We start from the raw sequence: 21034 nt of genomic DNA, 5'->3' as shown, positions 1-21034 counted from the left end.
TCTCCCATATTATCTTCAGTCTGGTAGCAATTATTTCGCCTTGGCGCACGTATTTATTGTTTGCCAATGGACATTTTATGATTGTTGCTGAAACGAAGGAGGTGGGAAGATGACAGTCGCAACGCAAGTCAAAACTTGTCTGGCCTCGCTGAAAAGCGCGCAGGCAAGCTTGGAGCAATTTGCCATCAACACGCAAAACCAGGAGGCAAAGCAAGTGTTCCAGCAGGCTGCCCAATCGACGCAACAAATCGTCGACCAGGTGTCTAGCCGCGTGCAGCAATTGGAAAACGAAGAGCCTCAATACAAAGGCTTCTAACCATGAAAAAAGGCAGCGCGGAAAGCTCTCCGCGCTGCCTTTTATAATTCGACATGTCGACCTTGTTTCGACGGTTCTCTCGCGACCTGTCGGTTCTTGCGCTTGCCCGGGAAATGCTTTTATTTCCGCAAAGCGGCGCTTATACGCCCAGCAGCAGCAAATCGAGGAAGGCGGACTTGTCCACTCGTCCGAAATACGCTGCTACGTCGATGCCTTGCAGCGCCTCCTCGAGTGCGCCGCGCTCATACGCTGCTCCCTCCAGCTTCCGCTCCAGCTCCTTCACGTCAGCCGTGCCGAAAAAATCGCCGAACAAGCGGATTTCGGCAATGCGGCCGCCCTCAACGCTGAGGCGCGCGTCAATCGTGCCCGCCCCTTCGAACCGCTTGTTGTGGCGGATGTTCGCTTTCGGGGACTTCCCGTAGTTCCAATCCCAGCTTCGGTAACGCTGTTCCGACAGAAGACGGATGCCCTCCCAATGCTCCTCCGTCAGTTGCACTTGCGGCACTTCCGAAGCCGGACAACCGAAAATCGATTCCAGCAAAGCAGTGCGGAACTGCTCGACCGTCATCGGACGCTCGAGAAATTCGCGAATGTTCGCGACGCGACTGCGGATCGATTTGATTCCTTTGGACTGAATTTTTTGCGGGTCGACGTTTAACGCGCTGACGACGTTTTCGATCTGCGAATCGAACAGCAGCGTGCCGTGCGTGAACATCCGGCCCTTCGTGGCGAATTGGGCGTTGCCGGATATTTTGCGTTCGCCGACCTGGATGTCGTTGCGCCCCGTCAGCTCCGCCTCGACCCCGAGCCGCCGCAATGCCTGGGTGACCGGCTCCGTAAACTTGCGGTAATTGTGGAACGACTGGCCGTCGTCTTTCGTGATGAAGCTGTAATTCAAGTTGCCAAGGTCGTGATAGACGGCTCCGCCGCCGGACAGGCGCCGCACGACATGGATGCCGTTTCTTTCTACGTACTCGGCGTTGATCTCCTCGTGCGTGTTTTGATTTTTGCCGATAATGATGGACGGTTCGTTGATGTAAAAGAGCAAATAGTCGTGCTCCTCCGGCAAATGGCGGAGCGCGTATTCTTCGATCGCGAGGTTGACCGTCGGATCGTGGATGCCGGCGTTGTCGATGAAGAGCAGCATGGACAATTTCCTTTCCGCATGTTTGATCGAATCTATTGTAACGAAAACCGCAGGTAAGGTACAATCGGCATATCCTTGCGGTAAAGGAATGAGCAATATGGATATCGACGACATTCGCCGGCTGGAAGCGCGGGCGGCGCGGACATGGCCGGCGGCGGAAAACGTTCCGCTCGGCGGCTGGCTGCTGCGCGCCTCAGGCGGCGTCACAAAGCGGGCAAACAGCGTGCTGACGGCCGGGGACGAGCCGTCCGACGGGGATTGGCTGCAGCGCGTCGAGGCGTTCTATCTCTCGCGCGGACTGACTCCGACGTTCCAGGTGACAGACGGGTCGCCGGAGCGGTTGGACGAACTGCTGGACCGGCACGGCTATGCGAAGGAAACCCCGTGCCTGCTCATGATAGCCGAGACCGAGACAGCTGCGGCGGTGGCCAGGGACAGCAGCAAGGTACGGCATGAGGATGTGCGGCTCCAAGTGTCGTCTCATGCCGACGATGAGTGGCTTGACGACTTCATCCGGCTGGAACAGTTTCCGCCGGAGCGGCTCCCATTTTATCAAGGACTGCTCGAGCGCATGCCGGCGGGAACGCGCTACTTTACCCTGCTGCAGCAACGTACGGCGGTCGCGGTCGCGACGGTCGTCGGCGAACAGGGCTGGGGAGGCGTTATCAACGTAGCTGTCGACGAGCGGCTGCGCGGGCAAGGCCTCGGCAAAACGCTTATGGCGAGCGTCGCCGAATGTTGTGCGGAACAACAAATAGACCGGCTCTATTTGCAGGTAGTTGCAAATAACGAGCCGGCCATACGATTGTACAGACGTTTTGGCTTTATCCCGGCATACGGCTATCATTACCGGATCAAGCTTGATCCTTAGCGAGAAAGTGCGCGACGGCGCGGCACAAATCGGCGGCTTCCGGACCTTGGCAAATCATGTGGCTCGATTTCGGAAAGTAGCGCAGCTCCCGCGGTCCGGACAGCTTGCCGTACAAATATCGCGCGCTGAGCGGGTGAACGACTTGATCCAGCTCGCTTTGCGCAATCAACGTCGGCACCGTAACTTTCGGCAGCTCCGGCTTCAAATGCTTCACGAGCCGGGTAAACTGCCACGTCGCCCGGAATGGCGTACCGCGCATCTTGTTCCAATGGCTGCGGTCCCCCTGGCGGAAGCGCTCGGCGAACCCCCGCGCAAAATGCGGGCTGACGTAAATGACTGCGGCGTTTAACAGCACGAGCTTGCGCACCGGATAGCGCGTCGCGATGTATGCGGCGAGCAGCCCTCCCATCGAGAAGCCGATGCAGTCAAACGGCTCGGCTTCGGAAGCAAGCTGTCTCGCCTCTGCCTCCGCCGCCTGCACCCAGTCCGACCAATGGACGCGCTCCGTTTTCTCCAGCTGGGAACCGTTCCACGGCAGCAGCGGGAGCACGCAGCGCACGCCGGTTCGCTCCAGCTCGGCGGCCAGCGGTTCAAGTTCGTACGGCCCCCCGGTAAAGCCGTGGAGCAGCAATGCCGTCTTCCCCATACCGTTTTCCTCCGGTTCAGGCTGCTCAAGAAAGTATGGCTGCGATGCGGACCTGAGAATGCGGGTCTCCGGCTTCATTGAACTCGTGTTCCAATGCATCGGAATATATGGTTGGAACACGATTTCAAAGGCGCACGCTTCGTTCATAGGCCCACATCCCCATCCTCCGCTCCGCCTTTCTTGGGCAGCCTGATTATTTCTCTATAATTTTAACGCTGTTAATCGTTACTTTCTCGGTCGGCGAGCTCAGTTCTCCGCGCGGGCTCGGCTGAACCGGCGTATCGGCGATTTTTTGCACGACGTCCATCCCTTTACTTACTTTGCCGAAGACGGTGTAGTTCGGGCGAGGGTTGAGCGACGCCGCGGCATCCGAACCGGTGCAGATGAAAAATTGGCTGCCGTTCGTGTTCGGTCCGGCGTTGGCCATCGCCACGATGCCTGGCTCGTAGTTCTTATACGGCGTCTTCTCGTCATCGAACTTGTACCCGGGACCGCCGGTACCGTTGCCGTTCGGATCGCCGGTCTGGACCATGAACGTTTTGATAATTCGGTGGAAGATGACGCCGTCATAAAATCCTTGCTTCGATAAAAATACGAAGTTGTTGACCGTCTTCGGCGCGTCTTTGGCAAACAGTTGAATGGTGAACGTGCCTTTGGACGTCGTTACTTCCGCTTCATACGATTTGTTCGTGTCGATCTGCATCGCCGGTGGCGAGCTCCAGCTTTTCGCCTTCGCCTGTTGTCCGGCTGCCGCCCCGCTCGACGCAGTACCGGTGCCGCCAGCGGCGGCGCCTCCGGCGTTCGGTTTGTTGCCGCAGCCCGCAAGCAGCAATGCGGCAACAGTTACAGCTGCCGCCAGCTTCAGGGCTAACGGGCGGATGCGCCTGCGCTCTGGCGTATGGAAATCGGAAACGCGCTTCATGACTATAGTTCCTGCCTTTCGCGAATGTTAGTTTATCGGTATTTCGCTCTCCGGATGCGCCATGCGAATGTTAACCGCCGCCAGCTCCCGCGTTCCCGGGCGGGTTAGTGCCGGCGCCGGCACCTTTGTCCGCGCCGCTGCCGGCTCCTCCGGTCCCCCCGCCTGTTCCCGTAGAACCGCCTGTACCTATGGCGCCAGTGCCTGTTCCGGTCCCGCCGGGATTCGTTCCGATGCCTGTTCCGATTCCTGTTCCGCCATTCGTGCCCGTTCCGGTTCCGGCTCCTCCGTTCGTTCCAGTCCCGGTGTTTGTACCTGTACCGGTGCCGCCGTTCGTGCCGGTGCCATTTCCGGTACCTGCGCCGCTAGTTCCCGTTCCGCCGCCTCCGGTGCCGCCGGAACCGTTCTTACCGCCATTAGGGTTGCCTTTGCCGCCATTATTATCCGTGCCGCCTGCCCCTGTCTTATCGCCTGGCAAAGGCGGCAGCGTTGCGGCGTCCGCCGGTACGGCAACGGCGGCCACGTTCGATTTGTCGCTGTTCATATTCGTGTCCGTATTCAAGGCGGTGACGTAATATTCGTACGTCTCGCCTTTTTGCACGGTAAAGTCCAATACGTTCGCCTGCGCCGAATCGAGCAGCTTCGTAAAGTCTGCGTCTTTGGAGCCTTTGCGGAACACCTGGTACTGCACGTTGCCGCCGGATGCGGTCCAATTGAGCGTGACGCCGCTCTTCACCGGATCGTATGCCGCCGTCAAATCGGAAATCGCATTCGGCGGCTGCTCCGGATCCGGAACGCCGGCAGGCTTCTGGAACTGGCTAGGCGGCTTGCCGGCCAGTGCCTTCGACATCACTTCCTTGAAAATAACAGCCGGTCCGCCGCTGCCGACGGTCACGTAATGCTTCTCGTCGGTGACGAGGAACCCTTCCCAGACGGCGGTCGTCCATTCCGGCGTATAGCCGACCATCCATACGTCGCGGTTATACTTTTCGAGCCCTTTCAGGTCAAGATTCGTCGTTCCCGTCTTGCCGGCAAGCGGGCGGTCGAATTTCGCCGACGTGCCGGTGCCGTACTGGACGACGCCTTGCAGCATAAGCGTCATATAGTAGGCCGTTTTGGCCGACATCGCCGTATTTTTTTGCGGCTTGTACGCCGCGATTTCGTTTCCTTTATCATCGAGAATTTTGACGATCGTGTGCGACGTGTACCAGTAACCGCCGTTTGCAAACGCCGAGTAGGCCGTTGCCATTTGCAGCGGAGTAGCCCCTTTGTACAGGCCGCCGAGGGCGATGGCCAAGTTTCGGTCGTGTTTCGGGTCGAGCTGGATGCCGAGCTTTTGCGCGAATTCCATCCCCTTGCTCGGTCCGAGCTCGTTCAGCAGCCAGACGGCCGGCGCGTTGATCGACTGCGCCACCGCATCCCGCATGCTCACTTTGCCCCGATAGACGCCGTCATAGTTGCGGGGCGAATAGTTTCCGTACGACTGCTGCTCGTCGGTCAGCAGCGAGTACGGCGTATAGTTGCCGCTCTCCAGCGCCGGACCGTAGACGGCGATCGGCTTGAACGCAGAGCCGGGCTGGCGCGGGTTGCTCGTCGCCAGATTCAAATCTTTCGTCTTGTAACCGCGCGCGCCGACAATCGCAACGATGCCGCCGTCCTTGTTGTTTACGATCGCCATCGAGCTTTGGATCTTTTGCCCGTCGGACGCGTTCTTCTGGAAAAACTTATCTTGCTCGTACGTCTGCTCGGCGATTTTTTGTGCCTTCGTATCCAGCGTCGTGTAAATTTTGTAGCCGTTGCTGAGCAGCTCGTCTTCGGATATGCCGTAGACGTCTTGCGCTTCTTCCATGACCGTATCCGTAAACGCGGCGTAATCTTGATTTTTCGCAATCGGGCGCGGCGTATATTCGACCGCTGCCGCCTTGGCGCGCTCCTGCTCCGTAATGTAGCCCTGATCTTCCATGAGCTGCAGCACGACGGCGCGCCGCTCGCGCGATTTTTGCGGATTGTCGATCGGATTGTACACGCTCGGCGCTTTCGGCATCGCCGCCAGCGTCGCTATTTGCCACGTATCGAGCGCATTCAGGTCGGACACGCCGAAATACGTCTTCGCCGCAGCTTTTATGCCGTAGGCGCCGTTGCCGAAATAAATGCGGTTCAAATAAAGCTCAAGAATTTTGTCTTTCGTAAACTTCTCCTCGATAGCGATCGCAATCGACATTTCGGTCGCTTTGCGGAACGCGGTTTTCTCCGAGTTCGTGAACACGTTTTTGGCCAGCTGCTGCGTAATGGTGCTGCCGCCTTCGACCGCGCTGCGGGCGACGACGTCCTTCACCAGCGCCCGGCCGAGCGAATAAAAGTCGACGCCGAAATGGTTGTAATAGCGCCGGTCTTCCGTGGCGATAAAGGCGTCCCGCACTTTCTCCGGAATGTCCTTCGCCTCTACGACTTCGCGGTTGACGCCGCGTTTCAGCGTCGTTGCCTCCTGATTATTAACGTCATAAATAATCGACGATTCGTCGACGTCGAGCAGCTTGTTCATATTCGCATTCAAAATTTTATTGCCGTTAACGATAAAAAACATATAAATGCCGAGCGCGCAAATCATCGCGATGATGGCCGTCGCGAAAGCCCCGAGGACGAGCCGTCCCCAGCGGATTCCTTTCCGTTTCTTCGTCGGGGCCTTCCCCTTCTTCGTACCGGCTGCCGGTTTCGGGATTTGCTTCGGTGGTGTTGCCATGACGCTTCCCTCCGCTTCCGTATCGCTCTCGGGATTGCTCCCGGTTTGTCAACAAAAGAACAACCCGCTTCCGGGTTGCTCCTTCGTATTGTCTATGCAGTTAGACGGTTTCCGTGGCCGGAAAGTTGCACCCGGCGCTTCTCAATCGTCGCCCGCGCTGTCCTGCACTTGGAGCGAAACGGCGCGCTGCGGCGTAAATGTGGAGATGGCGTGCTTGTATACCATCTGCTGGCGGCCGTCGCTGTCGATGACGATCGTGAAATTGTCAAAAGCGCGAATCACTCCGCGGATCTGGAAACCGTTCGTCAAATAGACCGTAACGGGGATGTTCTCCTTCCGCAGCTGGTTCAAAAAATTGTCCTGAATGTTGATCGATTTATTCACTCGTGGTTCCCCTTTCTATTTGGAACGCCCGCAGGCGTCAGCTTCATGGCTGCGGACAAGTCGTCATTACCAAAGGTATTCGCGTTACATGCCGAACTTTCCTGCTAGTATACCATGGATATAACGAACTTGCTCAAAAAAATTTTGCGCATGCGTCACGTCGATCCAGTGGATGTCCCGCATGTGGCGGAACCAGGACAGCTGGCGCTTGGCAAAACGGCGCGTATTCCGTTTCAGCGTGCTGGCCGCCTCTTCCAGCGAAACTTCGCCGGCAAGGTAGGCGGCGATTTCCTTATAGCCGATCCCCTGCATCGAGATGTGCTCCGAGGTGTAACCGGCGCGGAGCAAACGCCGCACCTCGTCCACAAGCCCTTCCGCCAGCATCGCGTCGACGCGCTGGTCGATGCGCCGGTACAGCGCTTCGCGTTCCATCGTAAGCCCGATGAAACAGCATTCGTAAGGAGATTCCTTCTTCTGTCCGGCGAGGTGCTCGCTGAGCGGTTTTCCTGACAGCCGCTCGATTTCCAGCGCGCGAATTATGCGGCGCCGGTCGTTCGGATGCAGCTTGGCCGCGGACGCCGGATCGACGGCGTGCAGCTTGGCGTGGAGCGCTTCGTCGCCGTGCGCTTCGGCATAATCTGCCAGCTCGCGGCGGTAGCGTTCGTCAATGCCGACATCGGTAAATTCGAAGCCGTAGCACAGCGATTCGATATAGAGGCCCGTTCCGCCCACGAGCATCGGCAGCTTGCCGCGCGCGGCTATATCCGCGATCGCTTCGTGCGCGAGCTGCTGAAATTCGGCGACGGAGAACGGATAGTCCGGATCGTGAATGTCGATCAGGTGGTGCGGCACGAGCGCCCGCTCCTGCGGCGTCGCCTTGGCCGTGCCGACGTCCATGCCGCGGTACACCTGCATCGAATCGCCGGAAACGATCTCGCCGTTATACCGCAGCGCGAGCTCCAGGCTCAGCTTCGTCTTGCCGACAGCCGTCGGGCCCAGCACGATAAGCAGCGGCGGCTTCATCATAATTCGATCACCCCGTATGCCAGCTTGCGCGCCGTCGGGATCACCTTGACGAAGCCGAGCCGGGCGAATTCCGCGCTGTCCTTCTGCTCTTTGAGCACAATCGTCTTGCGCGCGACGCGCCTTGCTTCGGCTATCGCTTCCGCCGCGAGCGGGCTCGCGTTGGCCAGCTCGCGCAGCGGCGAGAGCGACGCCGAAGCTTCGATCGGCCGCCGGAACATCGGGTCGAAGTAAACGACGTCGACGCTCCGAGCGGGCTGCTCGCGCAAATACGCGAGATGGTCGGTCCGCAGCACGCGGACGCGGCGCAGCGCGGCCGTCAGGTCAGCGTCGCCGAGCTCGTAGCTGGCGAGCCCGCTGGCGACGAGCAGCGCGATGACCGGCTCGCTTTCGAGCGCGGTGACGGAGCCGCTCTCGCCGGCGCCGTAGGCGAAGACGATGGCGTCGGCGGCGAGGCCCGCCGTGCAGTCGAGCACGGTGTCGCCCGGCGCGAGGCGGGAGGCGGCCAGCAGCGGGTCGGATTCGCCGCGCTGCAGCCTTTTGAGCCGGATCATCGCCATGCTCGGGTGAAAAAACAGCGGCGGCTCGCCGCCGCGGATGAGCTGCAGCCCGCCTTTTGCCACGAGCAGAAGCTCGCTCTCGCCGTGCTTCGCCAACAGCTGGCTAAGCGAGCTGCGCCCGCGCGGGGCATACGCGGCGCCGAGCGCGGCCGCAGCTTCGCGCGCCTCACGAGCAAGTTCGGCAGTCGGTTCGTAGGATGTCGTGACGATCAAAGCGGCACTTCCTCTTGTGGTGTTACATGACTCGTTTGAACATTTTTTCCAGTTCGTAGGTCGAGAAGCTGACGACGATCGGGCGCCCGTGCGGGCACGTGTACGGATTGCGGCAGGCGGCGAGCCTGTCGAGCAGCGCTTCCAGACTGGACACGCTTTGCCGCTGGTTCGCCTTGATCGACGCTTTGCAGGAGCATAAAATCGCGGCCTTCTCCCGCACCTTGGCGATATCGACCGCTTGCTTGCCTTCCAGCAGCCAGCCGCACATCTCATCTACGACTTCCTGTTCTTCCCCGGGCGGGAACCAGTGCGGCAGCGAACGGACGAGAAAAGCGTTCGCGCCGAACGGTTCCATCGCCACGCCGACCTGTGCCAGCATCGGCAGCGCGCCGCGCAGACGCTCGGCCTCGGCGGAGGTGAACTCGAAAGTTAACGGCATCAATAATTCCTGGCTGGCGTCAGCCGGCTTGCCGAATTTGTCGTAGTAGTATTCGTAGTTGATTCGTTCATGTGCGGCATGCTGATCGATCAGGAACAAACCGTCCTCGTTCTGCGCCACGATATACGTGCCGTGCAGCTGTCCGATCGGCTGCAGCCGCGGAAAAGCGGGCAGCGCGGCCGGTGCGTTGACGCCATCCCCGCTCGCCGGCTGCATCGCCCGATTCAGCGCCTCCGCCGCCTGCCGCAGCGATGCGCCGCCCGGCTCGGATTGCTGCTGATATGGCTGCTGTTGACGGTACGCCTGCTGCATCTCTCGCGGTCGCTGCGATGCCGCCCCTTGGCTGCTTCCGGATAAGTAAGAACTGTTAACGATTCCCATTCTACCTTCTTCGCCGGGATGCTGCAACTTGCCTTCCGGCAAGCCGTCCCAAGGCGCTGCGGACGCGGTCCGCACGCCGGCAGAAGGCTGCAGCGGGACCGTTGCGCCGTCCTGCGCCGGCGGCCCGGCAGGCTCCGGCCGGTACAGCGTCAGCTGCTCCTGTACGACGAACGGCTTCTCCGCTGCAGGCTTGGCAATTTGCGGGATGAGCACCTGATTGCCGAGCGCGTTCCGCACCGAATGTTCGATGAGCTCCATCAGTTCCGCTTCTTTGCTGAAACGGACCTCAAGCTTCGACGGATGTACGTTGACGTCGACGAGCACGGGATCCATCTCGATGCGCAGCGCCGCCACCGGAAACCGGTTGATCGGAAGCAGCGTGTGGTAGCCTTGCAGCAACGCTTGGTTCAGGGCGTAATTGCGAATGTATCTGCCGTTCACGATGACGGTAATGCCGCCGCGATTCGCGCGCGTCACTTCCGGCTTCGCAATCCAGCCGCTCAACTTGTAATCGATGCTCTCTCCGCTTACTTCCACGAGCTGCTTGGCGAGCGCCGTGCCGTAAATGGCGGCGAGCGCTTGCCGCCCGTCGCCCGAGCCGAGCGTCTGCAGCAGCGTATGCCCGTTATGCTTGAGCGTAAAAGCGATATGCGGATGCGCAATAGCAAGCCGGTACAAATAGTCGGACACATGGCCGAGCTCCGTCTGAATCGACTTCATATATTTCAGGCGGGCAGGCGTATTGTAGAAAAGCTCCCGCACGGCGATGTCCGTGCCCCGCTCGGCGGCGGCGTCGGCTATTTCGCGGACCGTGCCGCCTTCGATGACGATGCGGCGTCCGAGGCCGTCCGTCCGCGCCGACGTCGTGCAGCTCAGCTTGGAGACGGCGGCGATGCTCGGCAGCGCCTCGCCGCGAAAGCCGAGCGTGCGGATCGCGAACAAATCTTTGCTGGTCGCGATTTTGCTGGTCGCATGGCGCAAAAACGCCGTTTCGACGTCGTCCCCCTCGATGCCGGAGCCGTTGTCCGCGACGCGGATCAGCTGCAGCCCGCCCTCCTCGATCGTGACGTCGACGCGGGTCGAACCGGCGTCGACGGCATTTTCCACGAGCTCCTTGACGACGGAGGACGGCCGCTCTACGACTTCGCCGGCGGCAATCTGGTTGGCGAGCTGCTCGTCCAGCAGTTTAATGATGCCCATTCGGTCGCCTCCTTACAGTAGCGCAGCTTACGGCTGCTTGGCATGCACTGTCAGCGTGCCGTTTGCGTCTTGATAATCGAGCTCCGGGAAAGACGCGCGCACGGCGTCCAGATCGACGAAGCTCGAACCGTCTTTCAGGATGAGGTCGTGGCCGGACTCGCTATAAGCCGCATGAGTGCCGTGCGCCGTGACGTCGACCGAGCGGACATCTCCGTTCCAGACGACAACTCCCCGCAGCAGCGACGTAACGGCCCGCGTCGGAGCGTACACGTGACCGTCCTGGCGCAGCACCGGGAACGGATCGTCCACGTCGAAGCCGTTGACGTTCAGCCTGTGCTTGTCCGCCTTGAGCGTCAAGTCGCTTAGTCCCGCAATGCGAAGAGCGGCAATGAGCTGCGCCGCATCCCCTTCTACTGGAAAATCCGGCGTGAGGCCGACTTTATTCACCTTGGTCAGCTTCGGTGTCAAATATTCCTGCACGGTCACTTTGAGCGCCCCGCCGCTCGGCAAATCGAACACGGACTGGACGCTGCCTTTGCCGTACGTTTTCGTGCCGACGACTTTGGCGACGCCGTAGTCGCGCAGCGCTCCGGTAACGACCTCGGAGGCGCTGGCGCTATTCTCGTTGACGAGAATCGTGACCGGCATATCGCGTTTCTGGCCGTGCAGCTCGACCGGGTCGTCTTCGTTGTTGCGGTCTTTCGTATGGATCAGCACTCCGCTTTGCACGAACTGCTCGGCGATCGTCTTGGCGCTTGCAAGCAGCCGCCCGGATTGTCGCGCAAATCGATGACGAGCGACTTGGCCCCTTTTTTGACCAGATCGCCCAGCTGTGCGGCGAATTTCGTGCCGGCGTCGCTGGAGAAGTCCGTCAGCCGAATGTAGCCTACGGTCGGCTGCACGAGGCCGGAAGTGACGACAGGCAGCTGGATTTGTTTGCGCGTCAGCTTGAAGTCTTTCGTCGTCTCGCCGCGCTTCACGGTGACCGTCACTTGCGTCCCTTCCGGGCCGAGAATGGTCTTGACGACATCCGATGTCGACGTTGTGCTGGCCGGTTTGCCGTCTACGGCGACGATATAGTCGTCGCGCTTCAGGCGCCCGCCTCTGCCGGAGAGTTCGGCACGACGCGGCCGATATAAACCCCGGCATCGTCTACGCCGACGACCGCGCCGATGCGACGTAGCTCTGCTCGATGTAATTATTGAAGTTTTGCAGTTCGGATTTGTCGAAGTAAACGGTGTACGGATCATGAAGCGCCTCGATCATGCCGGGAACCGTCAATTTCTCCAAAGCCGAGCGCGGCGTGCCGCTGACGTGCAGCCGGCTGAGCAGATCGAGCACCGTATCCCGGTCCTGCAGCTGCTCGGCCGCGATCGTCTGCGAGGCGTCCTCGGCCAGTGCCGCCCCCGGGACGGAGGCAAGCGCCAGCGCGAGCGCGGAGACGAGCAGCGGGCGCGCGACGACGCGGCTCTTGCGGGCGGCGGCAGCGTTTTGTTGCGGTCGGTCTATCGGATGTAAGGAATGCATAGTACGGCTCCTTCCGGGGCGAGTGATGGTTGTTACGTTTACGTTGCGTTATGTAAATGTGCGTTTGCTAAGGTGCGTTAGGCTCACTGTGCTTCGTCATGCTGTGCTGCAAGTGCACTCTGGGCAACTTCAGCATGACATTTCGGAAAATCGGCTGTGCAAGTGCTTTTTGAGCAGCTGCAAACGTAACTTTCCGCAGTTGGACCCAGTCGGACACTGTTGCTGCGCTAGGAGCAATTAAAGAAGCCGATTCCGCGAAAACAGCTGATGCGAGTGCACAAAGTGCGACTGCAGCGTGCTGGCGAAGCTAAATAAGCGTTATACACCTGCCGTTACAAAACCTTCAAGACGCAAAAAACGCCCCAAGAACGGTTACAAGACGCTATAAATCGCTGTGAGGCACTTGTACAAAACGCAGTAAGGCGCTTTAAGGTTGCAGATCGACTACCGCCCGTCCTGCAGCTTCTGCTTCAAATCGTAGATCATATTCAGCGCCTGAAGCGGCGTCATGTTGATGAGATCGGCGTGCTTCAGCTGCTCGAGCACCTGCTCGGCGCGGGCGTCGTGCTTCTTGCGCCCGGGCTTGTCCGCATTTTCCGGAAACAGGCTGAGCTGCACGACGGCAGCGGCTTGACCGGCCGCAGTATCCGCGGGCGCCGTCTGCGGCGCTGTAACTGCTGAGGCAGACGCCACCGCCTCTTCCTCAGCCTGCGCGCCATAGGCGGCGGGCACGGCTTCGGCCGCTGCTCCCGCCGGAGGCAGCTTGTCCCGCACGCCGGGCGCGGAAGGTGTACCTGCAGCCTCCGGGCCAGTCCATGCGCTGCGCGCCTCGAAGGTACTGAGCAGCTCGTACGAGCGGGCGATGATCGACTCCGGCAAGCCGGCGATTTGCGCGCAATAGATGCCGTAGCTCGTGCTTGCCGCACCGGGAACGAGCTTGCGCAGAAACGTGACGTCGCGACCGCTCTCCTTGACGGCCATGCACACGTTGCGCAGGCCTTCCAGGCTGTCCTCGAGATGCGCGAGCTCGTGAAAATGCGTCGAAACGAGCGTTTTGCAGCCGACCTGATCGTGCAAAAACTCGATGACCGCCTGCGCGATCGCCATCCCTTCGCCCGTCGACGTCCCCCGGCCGAGCTCGTCGATAATGACGAGCGAGCGCGGTGTCGCTTTCTCCGTCATGACCTGAATATCCATCATTTCGACCATGAACGTGCTCTGTCCGCCGATCAGGTCGTCCGCCGCGCCGATCCGCGTGAAAATGCGGTCGACGAGCGGAACCGTCGCTTCCTCCGCCGGCACGAAGCAGCCGATTTGCGCCATCAGGCAAATGACGGCGACTTGGCGCATGTATGTACTCTTGCCGGCCATGTTCGGCCCGGTGATAAGCAGCATCGAGCTTTCCCGCTTCGTAAGTCCGGTGTCGTTGGCGATGAACGCCCCGTTCGTCATCACCGCTTCGACGACCGGATGGCGGCCCAGCTTCACGACCAGGTCGTAGCCGTCCGTCACTTCCGGTCGCCGGTAATGGCGCGCTGCCGAGACGGCGGCCATGGATTGCAGCGCGTCGACGGCCGCAAGCCGCTCGGCGAGCCGCTGCAGGCGCGGGATGTGGGCGGCGATGCGGTCGCGCAAGGCGGCGAACAGCTCGTACTCGAGGTCGACCATTTTGTCCTGCGCTTCGAGAATGAGCGCCTCTTTTTCCTTCAGCTCGGGAGTCACGTAACGCTCGGCGTTGGCCAGCGTCTGCTTGCGCTCGTAACGGCCTTCCGGCAATGCGCCCATGTTCGCCTTGGTCACTTCGATAAAATAGCCGAACACTTTGTTATAGCCGATCTTCAGCGATTTGATCCCGGTCGCTTCGCGCTCCTGGCGCTCCAGCTCGGCGATCCATTGGCGGCCGTTCCGTCCCGCTTCGCGCAGCTGGTCGAGGAAGGCGTCGTAGCCGTCCTTGATCATGCCCCCGTCACGTACCGATACCGGGGGATCGTCCACGATGGCCGCTTCGATCCAGGCGCGGATATCCGCGCACGGATCCATCTGCTCCGCCAGACGGCTCAGCGTCGCCGAGCCGGACGTACGGCACGCCTCCGTTACCGCCGGCACTTGCGCCAGCGATTTGCCGAGTGCCAGCAGATCGCGGGCGTTGGCGCTGCCGTAAGCGATACGGCCGACCAGCCGCTCGAGGTCGTATACGTCCTTCAGCGCAAGCCGCACGTCTTCGCGCGCTATAAGGCCGCGGTACAAGGCGTCGACCGCCTCGAGCCGCTCTTCGATCGCGCCTTTGTTCATGAGCGGCTTCTCGATCCAGCGCCGCAGCATGCGCGCGCCCATCGCCGTCACCGTGCGGTCGAGCAGCCACAGCAGCGATCCTTTGCGGCTGCGCTCGCGCACCGTCTCCGTCAGCTCGAGATTGCGGCGCGTGAACGGGTCCATAATGAGGTATTGGTTCGGTTCGTAGCGGCGAATGTGCTTCACGTGGCCAAGCGCCCGCTTCTGCGTCTCGCGCAAGTAGCCGACGAGGATGCAAAGGCCTTCGACGTTAACGTCAGGCAGCCCGTCCGTCTCCCCGGCGCCGAAATGCTCGGCGAGCAGCGCGGCGTCTTCCGGCGTCTTGGTGCGCGGCGTCAGCACAGGCGCCGGCTTGGCAGCGGCGAGCGGGCTATCTTCGCTGCGAAACAGCTCCAGCACGTCGTCCCCCGCCACGATTTCCGACGGGCGGTACGTATTCAGCTCGTCGGCAAGCAGCTCGAGCGAAGCGCCGGTCGCCGTCACGTACAGCTCGCCGGTCGTAATGTCGCAAGCGGCCAGCCCGTATCCGGAACCGCCTTTCGTAATCGCCGCAATGTAGTTGTTGGCGCCGCCCTCCAGCGAGCGGCTGTCCATCACCGTGCCCGGCGTCACGATGCGCACGATTTCCCGCCGCACGACGCCTTTCGCTTCGGCCGGATCTTCGACCTGCTCGCAGATCGCGACTTTGTACCCTTTATCCACAAGTCTCGCTATGTAAGATTCCGCCGAATGATACGGCACGCCGCACATCGGAATGCGCTGCTCGGCCCCGCCGTCGCGGCCGGTCAGCGTAATTTCGAGCTCGCGCGACGCTTCGAGCGCGTCGTCGAAAAACATTTCGTAAAAGTCGCCGAGGCGGAAAAACAAAATCGCGTCCTTCGCCTGCTCCTTCACGGCCAAATATTGCTGCATCATCGGCGTATATGTCGTCATCGGTTTCCGAGTCCCCCACAGAAAAGCTGCTGCTATAAATCTGGAAATCTTGCAATCGGTTCTATTATAGCACGAATTCCGGCGCCGTCGCGCGCTTGCCGTCGAAGGGAGCAATTTTCCAAGCCCGGCGCACATCGTCCGTCTCCCGCCAAGGCTCCATCCGCAGCGTACGCTCGCGCAGCGGATCGAGGTAGGCGGCGAATTCGGCGTAGCCCGGCAACTGCTCGAGCTCGCGCCACAGACCGGCGACGACGGGCTGCACGACCGCCTTGTCGCCGCTGTAGTACGCTTCGAGCAAGCTGATGTCGTCGAGCGGGCGAGCGGCGGGGGCCCGGACGCATTCAGCTACGGTACCGGTGCGTGTGGCTGCACCGCTGCCGGCGCCGGCTCCGACGGCAACGCCTGCCGCGCCTGCCGCTTGCGGTGCTGCCGCCGCCGGTACAAGCGCGGACGCGCCCGGATTCACGCTCGGCAGCGAGCGATAGCCGTCGGCAACGACGCGCGCGAGCGCAAAGACGCCGACGGTAATAAGCGGCGTCGCCAGCCAGCTCGGCAGCGTCCGGTATTCGAAGCCGCCGTGCGGCTGGCGGCGGAAGTCGCCGAGGAAGCCGTAGCGGGGCCGCCGCCTGCGGTCCGCGTCGGCTTCGATGAGCATGAGCGGCAGCGCGAGGTAATGGTCGAGCGCCTGCAGCAAGTGCGAATTGAGCCAGACGCGGCTGAAATGGACGTGTCCGCCGAGGGGGAACCCTTTGAGCGGCATTCCCCCCGCCAGCCACGCCAGGCTGGCGTCGCCGATGCGCGAGGCGGCGAGCCGCATCGCCCCGTGCAAGTTCGCCGCCAGGCGGCGCGGCTGCGGGCTCGGGCGCGGCCGCAGCTCCGCGAGCGGCGTAATGACGCGATGCCCGCGCAGCACGATGGCATCGCAGCCGGCTTCGCCGTCCCGCTCCAAGTAGCGGGAAGCGGGGACGACTTTGCCTGCGGGGCTGACGAGCAGGAATTCGGGATCGGAGCCGAGCATGGCCGGCTCCGTGCGCTTCCGCTCGCCTGCCCAGCCGGCGGCGTAGCGGCCGATCGCCTCGGCGTACAGCGGCCCGAGGCGGCGCGCCTCCGGCTCCGGCCAAACGTCGAGCAGGACGAGCCGTCCGCCCGAGCGGATGCCGACGACGGCTTCCCCGTAGTCGAGGCGGAGCGCATACAGTGCCTTGACCGCCTCGCGCAGAGCGCGCTGGCTAAGGTAGGTCGTCTCCGCAAGTCCGACCTCCGCGAACCGGCCCGGGCGCGGTACGCCCCGCTTGCCGTCAGCATCGCCTCATGCTCCAGCCGGAACAACGTTAACGGTTCGAGGTGAAACACCGGCACGCGGTACACGTACGGATAATCGCGCAGCGCCTCTCCGAGACGCAGCAGTTCGGCTTCGCCGCCGGCGCCGAACGTGCGCTCGTCGGCGGCGACGCCGTGCGCCCGCAGCCGCCGCAGCGGCTCCGGAGGCAGCAGCGGCAAGGCGAGCCAGCCGTCTGCGGCCCTCCCTCCCGCTGCGGCCACGTCCCCTTGGCACGCAACCGCTGCAGCCGCCTTGCGAGCGCGGCACCCCAGACGACGGCACGGCCGCCGAAGCCGCCGGCGGACAGCTCCGTTCCGTGCGCTGTCTGCAGCGTCCGCGTCAGCTCTTGCGCTTCATTTTCGCCATCAAGTAGTACGAATAAGCTCATTGTTCTTCCTCCGCCTTCCCCAAGCTTCACTGACTGCTCAGCTGTATGGCCTCTACGCTCCTCTGTGCTGCTGACAACCCCACGCAAATTTTTGTGCCGCCGAAACAAAAAAGAGGGCAACCGCCCTCTTCTCCGGCATACCTGCCGCATATGATACAGTACGAAAGCAAGCCAAAGCGACTGTCACTCAATTCACTTCGTCTTCCAGCAGCTCCGGGTCGAGATCTTCGTAGTCGCCGCCTTCGCCGCCAAAGTCGACGGTTTTATCGTCGAGATCGCTGCAGCCGTTCGGGTTGACGATGACGCACACCTTCGTCTCGGCAACCATTTCCACAGCGAACTCCCTCTCGACGCGGATCACGACGCCGCTGCCGTTCGAGGAGATCGTCGCCTCTACGCAGTTCGGCTCTTGCGTAGCGACGGCGGACACTTCCGCTGTTGCCGCCTTATGTTTTTTGTCCAGGTAGGACAGGGGCACGGCTTCCACGTAGGAAACCGTTTCCTTCGCCACATCGGTTTTCGTATTGCGATCATACGAATACCAGATGTTGATATCGTAAGTACCCACAACCTCGACGTGCTCGCCAGACTTAACCGCTTCGTACTGATTGTTGATAATCCAAGCGCCTAAGATGCTGGACGGTTCGTTCGGGGGAGTGACGGTGTGACTTACGTGCGAGAATTTGCGCCCCTTGCCGCAGACGGCTTTCGTAAGGATCTCTCTGCACTGCAAATCTTGGTCTATCGGCATCCCTTCAACCTCCTCCATACCATCATTCATTACAAGTGTATGCGGGACATTCGTCTAGCGTGACAACTTTATATTTTTACGTTTTAATTTTTTGAAATCGCTTTCAAATGTTAGTAGGAAGAATCGGCGACCGCTTGGCAGCCGCTCAATCGGCCGCTTTGTCGACAGCTTTGGCCGGCAGCCGCTTCTTCGCCTTCTTCGCTATCGTTAAATATCCGTTCAGCTCCAGCATGAGCTGCAGAAGCGCCGAGCGCAGCTCAAATTCGCCGCGGGTGGCGGGCAGCGGCATGCGCCTGAACGTCTCCTCCAGCTCGCGCAGCAGCGCTTCCGAACGGCCCGTGTAATACTCGGCCTTGACGTCCCGGCTCAGCTCGTCGAACACGCGCGCCACCATGTCGCCCTGCGGAATGTTCTCGTATACTTGGGCGACAAGCTGGGCCATGCGGAAAATCGAGTCGAGCTGCTCGCCGCGCATATAGAAGTAGATCGGCCAGTAGCCTCCGTTCCAGAACAGGGCGTTTTGCTGCAGCTTGTCCGCCAAAGCGCGCCCCTCGTTCATCGTGTCCCCCGCCGCCAGCAGCTCCGCGCCGTCCCAAACGGTCGAAGCGTCGCGCAGCTGGTCCGCGAAATGCCGGAAAATGTCCGAGAACAGCTGCTCCAGCTTCGTTTGGCAAGCGAGCAAGTGCGGGTCGGCTTTCGGCATGTAGAGGACGTTGATGACCGTGGCGGAGCCGAGCCCGACGAGCAGGAGCCATAGCTCGTTCAGCAGCATGGCGGGAGAGATCGAATGCTGCGCGTACAAATGAAACATGACGACCGAGCCGGTAGTCGCTCCTTCGCGCAAATTCGCCTTGTTCAAAATCGGGAACACGGCCAGCACGAACAAGCCGACGACCCAGATCCGGAACCCGAGCGCGTAAAAAAGCAGCGAAGCGGCGAGCAGTCCGACAACCGACGCGCCGATGCGCTGCAGCGCGCTGCGGATGCCTTTCTTCCTCGTCACTTCGATGCCCAGAATGGCGAGCAGTCCGGCCGATAGCGGGTTCAGCAAATGAAGCCACTGCGCCAAATACATCGATACGACGACGGCGATTGCCGTCTTGATCACGCGGATGCCCATCGTGCCTGCTCCTTCACTGTTCTGTTGCCCTTCGCCTACGATTATTCCATGTTGGGCCGCCATGCGCAAGATCCGGAGCTACGACTGCCCGCCTCCCGTCAGACGCTGCTCCAGCATCGCTACCGCCTGGTACATCAAAGTGGCTACTATCGCAATGACGAACAGGCTCGCCAGCACGAGCGTGAAGTTGAACACCTGAAAGCCGTAGACGATCAAGTAGCCGAGCCCTTGCTTGGAGACGAGAAATTCGCCGACGATGACGCCGATCCACGCCAGTCCGACGTTCACTTTCAGCGTCGAGACGATCGTCGGAAAAGATGCCGGCAGCACTGTCTTGCGGAAGACGTCGCCTTTGCTGCCGCCGAACACCCGCACGACTTTCACGTAATTCGCATCCGTCTCGCGGAACGAGCCGTATATGACAAGCGTCGTAATGATGACCGTTACCGACAGCGTCGTCGCCACGATCGACAGCGCGCCCGGGCCGAAGCCGACGATGAACAGCGGCCCGAAGGCGACTTTCGGCATGCTGTTCAGCACGACCATGTACGGATCGAGCACCCGCGACAAAAACGGCGACCACCATAGCAGCGCTGCGATCGCCGTGCCGAGCGCCGTACCGAACGTGAAGCCGAGAATCGTTTCCCAGACGGTCATGCCAAGATGCGGAAACAGCGAGCCGTCGGCGATTTTGCCGGCGAGGAGCAGCACGATTTTGCTCGGATAGCTGAACAGCAGCACATCGATCCATTGCAGCCTCCCCGCCGTCTCCCACGCAGCGAGAAACAGGCCGAGCAGCAAACATTGCGTCAGACGGACAAGCCGTGTACGGACACTCTCTTCGCGGATGTACCGTTCGTATACGGTGCGCGGCAACGTGCGCCCGCTATGCGTAATATAGCTGCCGCCGATCCCGTCCGCATGGACGATGTCCTCCTTGACGGCAATTTCCGCCAGCTCCATCGGCTCCGGCACTTTGCCTGCGGCAGGTTCCGGGGCCAGCTTCCGTTCTTTCCCGCTCATCTGGCGCTCCCTCCTTTCCGGCTGCCGGCGCGCTGCGCCGCCTTCTCCGCGCCCTCCGCCTCTCCCGCCATCGCTTCGAATTCCGACCAAATGGCGCGGAACAGCTCGCGAAAGCCCCGGCATTCCCGCGCCGCGAACGGCAGTTCGGCGCGGATCGCATCAGGCACTTTGAACTCGCGCCGGATGCGTCCGGGCCGCGGCTGCAGCACGATGATCCGGTCGCTCATGGCGACCGCCTCCGTGATGTCGTGCGTGACGAGCAGCGCCGTCTTGCCCGTGCGGCGCAGCTCCCCGGCAACGAGGTCTTCGAGCTGGAGCTTCGTCTGGTAGTCGAGCGCGGAGAACGGTTCGTCCAGCAGCAAAATGTCCGGCTCCGTCGAGAGCGTCCGCACGAGCGCTACGCGCTGCCGCATCCCCCCCGACAGCTGGCTCGGCATGGCCTCGTGAAATCCGGCCAGCCCCATCTCGCCGAGAAGATGCAGCACCATATCCTTCTTCTCCGCGGTCATCATCCCTCTCAGCTCAAGCCCGATCAGGGCGTTATCCATTATCGTCCGCCACGGAAACAAATAATCTTGCTGCAGCATATAGCCGATGCGGGGCGAAGGACCCGCGACAGGTTCCCCGAACAAACGCACGTCTCCTTGCGTCGGAAGGATAAGCCCGGCAACGAGGGAAAGCAGCGTCGTTTTGCCGCAGCCGCTAGGTCCGATCAAGCTGACGAACTCGCCCGGCTTCACCGTAAAGCCGATGCTGTCTATGGCTAGCGTCGCCCTTTTTTGCTCACGTACACATGCGAGACGTCTTGCACTTGTATCGCCGTTTCCATATGATCTGGGC

At 61.2% G+C, this 21034-nt stretch carries 17 protein-coding genes and 2 pseudogenes; 2 read left to right on the top strand and 17 right to left on the bottom strand.

Features of this window, described 5'->3' with window-relative positions; genetic code table 11:
* The first annotated feature begins 109 nt into the window (after nucleotides 1–109).
* Complete coding sequence (locus SD70_RS19730) at nucleotides 110–316, top strand: DUF1657 domain-containing protein (RefSeq protein ID WP_041049228.1); 207 nt, start codon at nucleotides 110–112, stop codon at nucleotides 314–316.
* A 139-nt stretch (nucleotides 317–455) separates the two neighbouring features.
* Here SD70_RS19730 and SD70_RS19725 read toward each other — a convergent pair whose 3' ends face one another.
* Nucleotides 456–1460 (bottom strand): lipoate--protein ligase, encoded by a 1005-nt coding sequence (locus tag SD70_RS19725; RefSeq protein ID WP_041049252.1) that lies wholly within the window; start codon nucleotides 1458–1460, stop codon nucleotides 456–458.
* A gap of 100 nt (nucleotides 1461–1560) precedes the next feature.
* On the opposite strand from SD70_RS19725, the gene SD70_RS19720 reads away from it, so the two are divergent.
* Nucleotides 1561–2334: a GNAT family N-acetyltransferase gene (locus tag SD70_RS19720; protein ID WP_041049227.1), complete on the top strand. Its 774-nt coding sequence runs from the start codon at nucleotides 1561–1563 to the stop codon at nucleotides 2332–2334.
* Here SD70_RS19720 and SD70_RS19715 read toward each other — a convergent pair.
* The 16 genes and pseudogenes from SD70_RS19715 to SD70_RS19650 all read right to left on the bottom strand — a co-directional run bounded on the left by SD70_RS19715 (nucleotide 2318) and on the right by SD70_RS19650 (nucleotide 21023).
* On the bottom strand, nucleotides 2318–2980 hold the full coding sequence (locus tag SD70_RS19715) for an alpha/beta hydrolase (RefSeq protein ID WP_041049251.1): 663 nt from the start codon (nucleotides 2978–2980) through the stop codon (nucleotides 2318–2320). The two genes, SD70_RS19720 and SD70_RS19715, sit on opposite strands and share 17 nt — an antisense overlap.
* 193 nt (nucleotides 2981–3173) lie before the next feature.
* On the bottom strand, nucleotides 3174–3902 hold the full coding sequence (locus SD70_RS19710; RefSeq protein ID WP_052487659.1) for a peptidylprolyl isomerase: 729 nt from the start codon (nucleotides 3900–3902) through the stop codon (nucleotides 3174–3176).
* Between the two features lie 70 nt (nucleotides 3903–3972).
* Complete coding sequence (locus SD70_RS19705; RefSeq protein WP_052487658.1) at nucleotides 3973–6639, bottom strand: transglycosylase domain-containing protein; 2667 nt, start codon at nucleotides 6637–6639, stop codon at nucleotides 3973–3975.
* Between the two features lie 141 nt (nucleotides 6640–6780).
* Nucleotides 6781–7023: an RNA chaperone Hfq gene (gene hfq, locus SD70_RS19700; RefSeq protein ID WP_041049226.1), complete on the bottom strand. Its 243-nt coding sequence runs from the start codon at nucleotides 7021–7023 to the stop codon at nucleotides 6781–6783.
* A gap of 84 nt (nucleotides 7024–7107) precedes the next feature.
* Nucleotides 7108–8049 (bottom strand): tRNA (adenosine(37)-N6)-dimethylallyltransferase MiaA, encoded by a 942-nt coding sequence (miaA, locus tag SD70_RS19695; RefSeq protein ID WP_041049225.1) that lies wholly within the window; start codon nucleotides 8047–8049, stop codon nucleotides 7108–7110.
* Entirely contained in the window at nucleotides 8046–8819 is a 774-nt protein-coding gene (locus tag SD70_RS19690) for a class I SAM-dependent methyltransferase (RefSeq protein ID WP_041049224.1), read from the bottom strand. Before SD70_RS19690 ends, miaA begins: the two co-directional genes overlap by 4 nt.
* Before the next feature lie 22 nt (nucleotides 8820–8841).
* Nucleotides 8842–10839: a DNA mismatch repair endonuclease MutL gene (gene mutL / locus SD70_RS19685; protein ID WP_041049223.1), complete on the bottom strand. Its 1998-nt coding sequence runs from the start codon at nucleotides 10837–10839 to the stop codon at nucleotides 8842–8844.
* Nucleotides 10840–10866: 27 nt separating this feature from the next.
* Nucleotides 10867–12089 (bottom strand): annotated as a pseudogene (locus SD70_RS38305) (S41 family peptidase).
* On the bottom strand, nucleotides 11992–12366 hold the full coding sequence (locus tag SD70_RS33660) for a hypothetical protein (protein ID WP_052487655.1): 375 nt from the start codon (nucleotides 12364–12366) through the stop codon (nucleotides 11992–11994). Before SD70_RS33660 ends, SD70_RS38305 begins: the two are co-directional and overlap by 98 nt.
* Before the next feature lie 444 nt (nucleotides 12367–12810).
* The gene (gene mutS / locus SD70_RS19675) at nucleotides 12811–15591 is read right to left on the bottom strand and encodes a DNA mismatch repair protein MutS (protein ID WP_041049222.1); all 2781 of its coding nucleotides are present in this window, start codon (nucleotides 15589–15591) and stop codon (nucleotides 12811–12813) included.
* A 64-nt stretch (nucleotides 15592–15655) separates the two neighbouring features.
* Entirely contained in the window at nucleotides 15656–16609 is a 954-nt protein-coding gene (locus tag SD70_RS38300; RefSeq protein WP_231571327.1) for a putative amidoligase domain-containing protein, read from the bottom strand.
* 313 nt (nucleotides 16610–16922) lie between these two features.
* On the bottom strand, nucleotides 16923–17300 hold the full coding sequence (locus SD70_RS37060; protein ID WP_052487652.1) for a hypothetical protein: 378 nt from the start codon (nucleotides 17298–17300) through the stop codon (nucleotides 16923–16925).
* Nucleotides 17301–17487: 187 nt separating this feature from the next.
* Nucleotides 17488–18051 (bottom strand): outer spore coat protein CotE, encoded by a 564-nt coding sequence (locus tag SD70_RS19665; protein ID WP_041049221.1) that lies wholly within the window; start codon nucleotides 18049–18051, stop codon nucleotides 17488–17490.
* Between the two features lie 145 nt (nucleotides 18052–18196).
* The gene (locus tag SD70_RS19660; protein WP_041049220.1) at nucleotides 18197–19171 is read right to left on the bottom strand and encodes an aromatic acid exporter family protein; all 975 of its coding nucleotides are present in this window, start codon (nucleotides 19169–19171) and stop codon (nucleotides 18197–18199) included.
* A 78-nt stretch (nucleotides 19172–19249) separates the two neighbouring features.
* Entirely contained in the window at nucleotides 19250–20194 is a 945-nt protein-coding gene (locus tag SD70_RS19655) for an ABC transporter permease (protein WP_231571326.1), read from the bottom strand.
* Nucleotides 20191–21023 (bottom strand): annotated as a pseudogene (locus SD70_RS19650) (ABC transporter ATP-binding protein). The gene SD70_RS19655 and the pseudogene SD70_RS19650 overlap by 4 nt, the downstream one beginning before the upstream one ends.
* Nucleotides 21024–21034: the final 11 nt, after the last annotated feature.

This window comes from Gordoniibacillus kamchatkensis (assembly GCF_000829455.1).
GTDB classification, from domain to species: domain Bacteria; phylum Bacillota; class Bacilli; order Paenibacillales; family NBRC-103111; genus Gordoniibacillus; species Gordoniibacillus kamchatkensis.
The sequence above is the reverse complement of the archived record's forward strand: the minus strand, read 5'-3'. Positions and strand labels throughout refer to the sequence as shown.

What these genes read in the sequence shown, in the direction of transcription:
- SD70_RS19710 (WP_052487659.1), bottom strand. Translation starts at nt 3,902, where the DNA reads ATGAAGCGCGTTTCCGATTTCCATACGCCAGAGCGCAGGCGCATCCGC.
- SD70_RS19705 (WP_052487658.1), bottom strand. Translation starts at nt 6,639, where the DNA reads ATGGCAACACCACCGAAGCAAATCCCGAAACCGGCAGCCGGTACGAAG.
- SD70_RS19660 (WP_041049220.1), bottom strand. Translation starts at nt 19,171, where the DNA reads ATGGGCATCCGCGTGATCAAGACGGCAATCGCCGTCGTCGTATCGATG.
- SD70_RS19655 (WP_231571326.1), bottom strand. Translation starts at nt 20,194, where the DNA reads ATGAGCGGGAAAGAACGGAAGCTGGCCCCGGAACCTGCCGCAGGCAAA.
- SD70_RS38300 (WP_231571327.1), bottom strand. Translation starts at nt 16,609, where the DNA reads ATGCTCGGCTCCGATCCCGAATTCCTGCTCGTCAGCCCCGCAGGCAAA.
- SD70_RS37060 (WP_052487652.1), bottom strand. Translation starts at nt 17,300, where the DNA reads ATGAGCTTATTCGTACTACTTGATGGCGAAAATGAAGCGCAAGAGCTG.
- mutS (WP_041049222.1), bottom strand. Translation starts at nt 15,591, where the DNA reads ATGACGACATATACGCCGATGATGCAGCAATATTTGGCCGTGAAGGAG.
- SD70_RS19730 (WP_041049228.1), top strand. Translation starts at nt 110, where the DNA reads ATGACAGTCGCAACGCAAGTCAAAACTTGTCTGGCCTCGCTGAAAAGC.
- mutL (WP_041049223.1), bottom strand. Translation starts at nt 10,839, where the DNA reads ATGGGCATCATTAAACTGCTGGACGAGCAGCTCGCCAACCAGATTGCC.
- miaA (WP_041049225.1), bottom strand. Translation starts at nt 8,049, where the DNA reads ATGATGAAGCCGCCGCTGCTTATCGTGCTGGGCCCGACGGCTGTCGGC.
- SD70_RS19665 (WP_041049221.1), bottom strand. Translation starts at nt 18,051, where the DNA reads ATGCCGATAGACCAAGATTTGCAGTGCAGAGAGATCCTTACGAAAGCC.
- SD70_RS19715 (WP_041049251.1), bottom strand. Translation starts at nt 2,980, where the DNA reads ATGGGGAAGACGGCATTGCTGCTCCACGGCTTTACCGGGGGGCCGTAC.
- SD70_RS33660 (WP_052487655.1), bottom strand. Translation starts at nt 12,366, where the DNA reads ATGCATTCCTTACATCCGATAGACCGACCGCAACAAAACGCTGCCGCC.
- SD70_RS19720 (WP_041049227.1), top strand. Translation starts at nt 1,561, where the DNA reads ATGGATATCGACGACATTCGCCGGCTGGAAGCGCGGGCGGCGCGGACA.